Source organism: Pseudomonas sp. O39 (genome assembly GCF_045447295.1).
Lineage (GTDB): Bacteria > Pseudomonadota > Gammaproteobacteria > Pseudomonadales > Pseudomonadaceae > Aquipseudomonas > Aquipseudomonas antarctica_A.
Genome location: NZ_JBJGXV010000024.1, coordinates 25,351 through 30,983 on the forward strand (window position 1 = coordinate 25,351; position 5,633 = coordinate 30,983).

Consider the following 5,633-nt stretch of genomic DNA (forward strand, 5'->3'; position numbering starts at 1 on the left):
ATGCACCTGCTCAGGACCCAGCCCGGCGGTTTCGTCTCGGAAGACAACATTGCCGACTTAGGCCAAACCCCCGCCGAGCTGGTGATTCTGTGCAGCGGCGATTCCAGCCTGGCACTGCTGGCCGAAGCGGCCCAGCAGTTGCCCGACGATTACCCCAGCTTTCGCCTGGCCAACCCGATGCAGGTGCAAAACCATGCCTCGGTCGATCTGTACGTCGATGAGGTGCTGCGCCACGCCAAGGTCATCCTGATTTCGCTGCACGGCGGCATCGGTTATTGGCGCTACGGCATCGAGCGCCTGGTGGAATTGGCCGAGCGCGGCGTGCAGCTGATCCTGGTGCCGGGTGATGATCGCCCGGACCCGGAACTCAGCGGCTTGAGCTCCGTTGGCGCAGAAGCGCGCGACCGCCTGTGGCACTTCCTGCGCCAGGGCGGCCTGGGCAACGCGCTGGATTTCTATCGCTGCCTGGCAAGCAGCTACCTGGGCCGCGACTATGCCTGGGCCGAACCGCAAAGCCTGCCGCGCACCGCGATTTATCACCCGCACAAAGCCAACCCGCGCTTGAATGACTGGCAGTCGGATTGGCAGGCAGATTGGCCGGTAGCCGCAGTGCTGTTCTATCGCTCGCATTTGCAGGCGGCCAATACCGGTTTTATCGACGTGTTCTGCCAACGCTTGCAGGCGGCGGGCCTTAATCCGTTGCCGATAGCGGTGGCCAGTTTGAAAGAGCCCGGCTGCCTCACGGTGGTCGAAGACTGGCTGGATGACGTGCAGGCGGCGGTGATTCTGAACACTACCGGCTTTGCCCAGTCCAGCCCGGAAGCCCCGCATTTACGCCCGTTTCGCCGCAATATTCCGGTGATCCAGGCGATTTGCGCCCAGGACAACCAGCCCGGCTGGGAGGCCAGCGAGCAAGGCCTCGGCCCGCGCGACCTGGCGATGCATATCGCCTTGCCGGAGCTGGACGGGCGCATTATTAGCCGTCCCATCAGCTTCAAGGACCTGGCCTGGCGCAGTGAGCGCAGCCAGTCCGACGTGGTGTGCTACCGCGCTGCGCCCGAGCGCATGGATTTCGTCGCCGAGCTGGCGCGGCGTTGGGTCGAACTGGCACGGGTGCCGAATGCACAAAAGCGCATCGCACTGATCCTCGCCAACTACCCGACCCGTGACGGCCGCATTGGCAATGGCGTGGGCCTGGACACCCCGGCGGCGGCGCTGAATATCCTGCGCGCGCTGCAAGCCGAAGGTTATCCCGTGCCCAGTGAGTTGCCGCACAGCGGCACGGCCCTGATTCATGATCTGCTCGGCGGCGTCACCAACGATCTGGACAGCCTCGACCTGCGCCCATGCCACCAAAGCCTGGGCCTGGACGACTACGAGGCGATGTTCAAGCGCCTGCCTGAAGCCAATCGCCAGGCGGTTTTGGCGCGCTGGGGCGCACCGCAGAACGATCCGATGTGCCGCGACGGCCGCATGATGATCGCCGGCCTGCGCCTGGGCCTGACTTTTGTCGGCATCCAGCCGGCGCGGGGTTATCAGGTTGACCACAGCGCGGTGTACCACGACCCGGACCTGGTGCCGCCCCACGGTTATTTGGCGTTTTACTTTTGGTTGCGCCACACCTACGGCGCCCATGGCGTGATCCATGTGGGCAAGCACGGCAACCTCGAATGGCTGCCGGGCAAGGGTGTGGGGCTGTCGGAGAACTGCTGGCCCGACGCGCTGCTGGGGCCGTTGCCGAATATCTACCCATTTATCGTCAATGACCCGGGCGAGGGCGCCCAGGCCAAGCGTCGCACTCAAGCAGTGATCATCGACCACCTCATGCCGCCGCTGACGCGTGCCGAGACCTACGGCCCGCTGCGTAACCTGGAGCTGTTGGCCGACGAGTATTACGAGGCGCAATTGCTGGACCCGCGCCGCGCCCTTGAATTGCAAAAAGACATTCTCAAGCTGGTGCGCGAAACCCATATCGATCAGGAGCTGGAGCTGGATAACGAGGCCGACGCCACGGTCTGGTTGCCGCGCCTGGACACCTACCTGTGCGATTTGAAGGAGTCGCAGATCCGCGACGGCCTGCATATTTTTGGCGAGTCGCCCGAAGGCCGTTTGCGCATCGACACCCTGCTGGCCTTGCTGCGCATCCCGCGCGGCGATGGGCGTGGCCCGCAATCGAGCTTGCTGCGGGTGCTGGCCAAGGCGTTTGAACTGGGCTTTGACCCACTCGATTGTGCCCTGGCCGAGCCCTGGGCCGGGCGTCGCCCCGAGGTTTTGCAAAACATTGATCAGCAGCTCTGGCGCACCGCCGGTGATACCCGCGAGCGCCTGGAGTTATATGCCGCGCGTTTGATCGAGCAAGCGCTGGAAGGGCCGATTGAGCAGTTGGAGGAACCTGGCTGGGAGGATGTGAAGTCGGTCATCGAGAGCCTGCGCGTCGTCGTGGCACCGCGTCTGGACGCGTGCGGGCCTGCGGAAATGCAGGGTTTGCTGGAGGCGTTGAGTGGCCGCTTTGTACCCGCAGGCCCCAGCGGCGCACCCAGTCGTGGGCGCCTGGACGTACTGCCCACCGGGCGCAATTTCTTCACCGTGGATGTGCGCAACCTGCCCACCACCACGGCCTGGCGCATTGGCTTCCAATCCGCCAACCTGATTCTTGAGCGGCACCTGCAAGACCATGGCGACCACCTTCGCCAGCTCGGCCTGTCGGTCTGGGGCACCGCCACCATGCGTACCGGCGGTGATGATATTGCCCAGGCCATGGCGCTGATGGGCGTGCGCCCGGTATGGGCTACGGGCAGCCAGCGCGTGGATGACTTCGAGATTCTGCCGATCAGCCTGTTGGACCGCCCGCGCGTTGACGTAACGCTGCGCGTGTCCGGGTTCTTCCGTGATGCCTTTGCCAACCTGATCCGGCTGTTTGATGCAGCCGTGCAGGCAGTGGCGGCCCTGGATGAGCCGGATGACATGAACCCGCTGGCGGCCAAGGTGCGCAGCGAGCGCGAGGCGCTGCTCAGCGCGGGCCTGGATGAAGAAGCGGCCGCGAAACAGGCTGGCTGGCGCATCTTCGGCGCCAAGCCTGGCGCCTATGGCGCGGGCGTACAGGGTGCGATTGACGGTCGCCTGTGGCAGAGCCGCGAGGATTTGGCCGAGGTCTACCTGAACTGGGGCGGCTATGCGTATGGCGGTTCCGATGAGGGCACTGCCGCCCGCGAACAGTTCGCCCAGCGCCTGAGCCAGGTGCAGGCAGTGTTGCAGAACCAGGACAACCGCGAGCACGACCTGCTCGACTCCAACGACTACTACCAATTCCAGGGCGGCATGCTCGCGGCCGTGGAAACCCTGAGCGGCGATAAGGCCGCCAGCTATCATGGCGACCATAGCCAGCCGGACCTGCCCAAGGTCCGCACCCTGAAGGAAGAGCTGAACCGGGTCATCCGTTCCCGTGCCGCCAATCCCAAATGGATCGACGGCGTGAAGCGCCATGGCTATAAAGGCGCGTTCGAAATGGCCGCGACGGTAGACAACCTGTTCGCATTCGACGCCACCACCGCGCTGATTGATGATCACCAATACGCCTTGCTCGCCGACGCTTACTTGCTCGACCCTGACACCCGGGCCTTTGTGCAGCAGCACAACCCCGATGCGTTGCGCGATATGACCGAGCGTATGCTCGAAGCCCAGCAGCGCGGCATGTGGCAAGAGCCCGGAGCGTATCGCGAGGCGTTGGAAAACCTGTTGCTGGATATAGAAGAAGACAGCTGATGATTGATATTCCGCATTTCCCGCTGTCCGCCGTGGTCGGCGCCGACGACTTGAAACTGGCCCTGTGCCTCACCGCCATCGACCCGAAAATCGGCGGTGTGCTGATCGAAGGCCCGCGCGGCATGGCCAAGTCCACGCTGGCGCGAGGCCTGGCAGATTTGTTGGCCAGCGGTCAGTTTGTCACCTTGCCGTTGGGCGCTACCGAAGAGCGGCTGGTGGGTACGTTGGATCTGGACGCTGCGCTGGGCGAAGGCCGCGCGCAATTCTCCCCCGGTGTCCTGGCCAAGGCTGACGGCGGCGTGCTGTATGTCGATGAAGTCAACTTGCTGCCCGATCACCTGGTGGACCTGCTGCTGGATGTGGCCGCCAGCGGCACCAACCTGATCGAGCGCGACGGGATTTCCCATCGGCATTCGGCGCGCTTTGTATTGATCGGCACCATGAACCCGGAAGAGGGCGAATTGCGCCCGCAACTGCTCGACCGCTTCGGTTTCAATGTGGCATTGAGCGGGCAAACCCTGCCCACCGAGCGCGGGCAAATTATCCGCCGCCGCCTGGATTTCGACAGCGATCCGGCAGCGTTTTGCAGCCAATGGGCCACGCAGCAAGCCGCCTTGCGCGATCGCTGCACCCAGGCGCGGGCGCGGCTCGACAGCATTGCGTTGGATGATCAGGCGTTGGCGCAGATCACCGAGCGCTGTTTTGCCGCCGGTGTCGATGGCTTGCGCGCAGACCTCGTGTGGTTGCGCGGCGCGCGCGCCCATGCGGCCTGGCGTGGCGCTGGCGCCATCGCCGAGGAAGATATCGAAGCCGTGGCCGAATTCGCCTTGCGCCATCGCCGTCAGGCGCAAACCCCTCCGGCGAGCCCGCCCGATAAAGGCCAGGCGCCACAACCCTCGGACTCCTCGCCTGGCCAAGGCCAGTGGGGCGATATGCCCGCACCGGCCTTGCCCACGGGCGCACGCCGGGATGTGCCCACCTGGCCAAAAAAGCCCTAGGCATTCGCCCTCGACCTGACGCGGGGGCGGATGCCCGGCCCAAGGCGGGGCGACTGGAAAAAGGCAGGCACGGCAAAGCGCGTCGTGCAACGTTGGGTTCGATCAACTGGCCGGGCACCTTGCTCGGTGGTCGGCCGCAAACCCGTGAGGATGTGGTCTACCACCTGCGCAGCCGCTCAGCCCATGAGTTGTGGCTGGTGATTGTCGATGCCTCGGCGTCCACTCGGCGCCATGGCGCGTTGAGCGACGCCAAAGGCTTGCTGGCCCAGTTGTTTGATGACGCATATCGGCAGCGGGCGCGCATGGCGTTACTGACGGCCAGCGGGCAAGCGCCCAAATGGCAGGTGCAGGGGTTGAAGGCCGCCAAAGGCTTGGCCGGGTGGCTGGCTCAGCTCGGCGCCGGCGGCGGCACGCCGTTGCTGGCGGCGTTGTCCGAAGCCGCGCATTGGCTGCGCGCGCGGCGTAAGCGTTACCCGGCCGAGCAGCAGCGTTTGCTGGTGATTACCGATGGGCGGCTCAAAGACATCGCCGGATTAGCGGCGCTCGATTGCCCGGGGCTGCTGGTGGATATCGAGCGCGGCCCGATCCAGCTCGGGCGCGCCAAACAGCTGGCGCTTGAGCTGCAGCTGGACTATCGACATATCGACAGCGTGTCGCTGCAATAAAAGTGAACGTTCCCTGATTCCCGCTTGTCCCCGCTTCCCATGTCACCCCCTGCCTGCCAAATCCCTTAATTTTCCAAGCCTGCCGGAAGCCTCTCCAGGCCCCCGGCTGCGCCCGCGATTTTTTTCAGGGCGCCCAGCACACCCGATCCAAGCGGCAGCTGAAAACGGACTTTCTCCTCAACCGTGACTTATCAGGCAGGTTACCCCC

General features: G+C 64.7%; 3 protein-coding genes. All 3 read left to right on the forward strand.

Annotated elements, in window-relative coordinates:
* From cobN to ACI77D_RS24075, 3 genes are read left to right on the forward strand one after another with little or no spacing between them, the layout of a single operon-like run.
* On the forward strand, positions 1-3,762 hold the full coding sequence (cobN, locus tag ACI77D_RS24065) for a cobaltochelatase subunit CobN (protein WP_407017622.1): 3,762 nt from the start codon (positions 1-3) through the stop codon (positions 3,760-3,762).
* On the forward strand, positions 3,762-4,760 hold the full coding sequence (locus tag ACI77D_RS24070) for an ATP-binding protein (RefSeq protein WP_407017623.1): 999 nt from the start codon (positions 3,762-3,764) through the stop codon (positions 4,758-4,760). The genes cobN and ACI77D_RS24070 overlap by 1 nt, the downstream gene beginning before the upstream one ends.
* Positions 4,761-4,813: 53 nt before the next feature.
* Complete coding sequence (locus tag ACI77D_RS24075) at positions 4,814-5,425, forward strand: VWA domain-containing protein (protein WP_064454915.1); 612 nt, start codon at positions 4,814-4,816, stop codon at positions 5,423-5,425.
* The last annotated feature ends 208 nt before the right edge of the window (positions 5,426-5,633 follow it).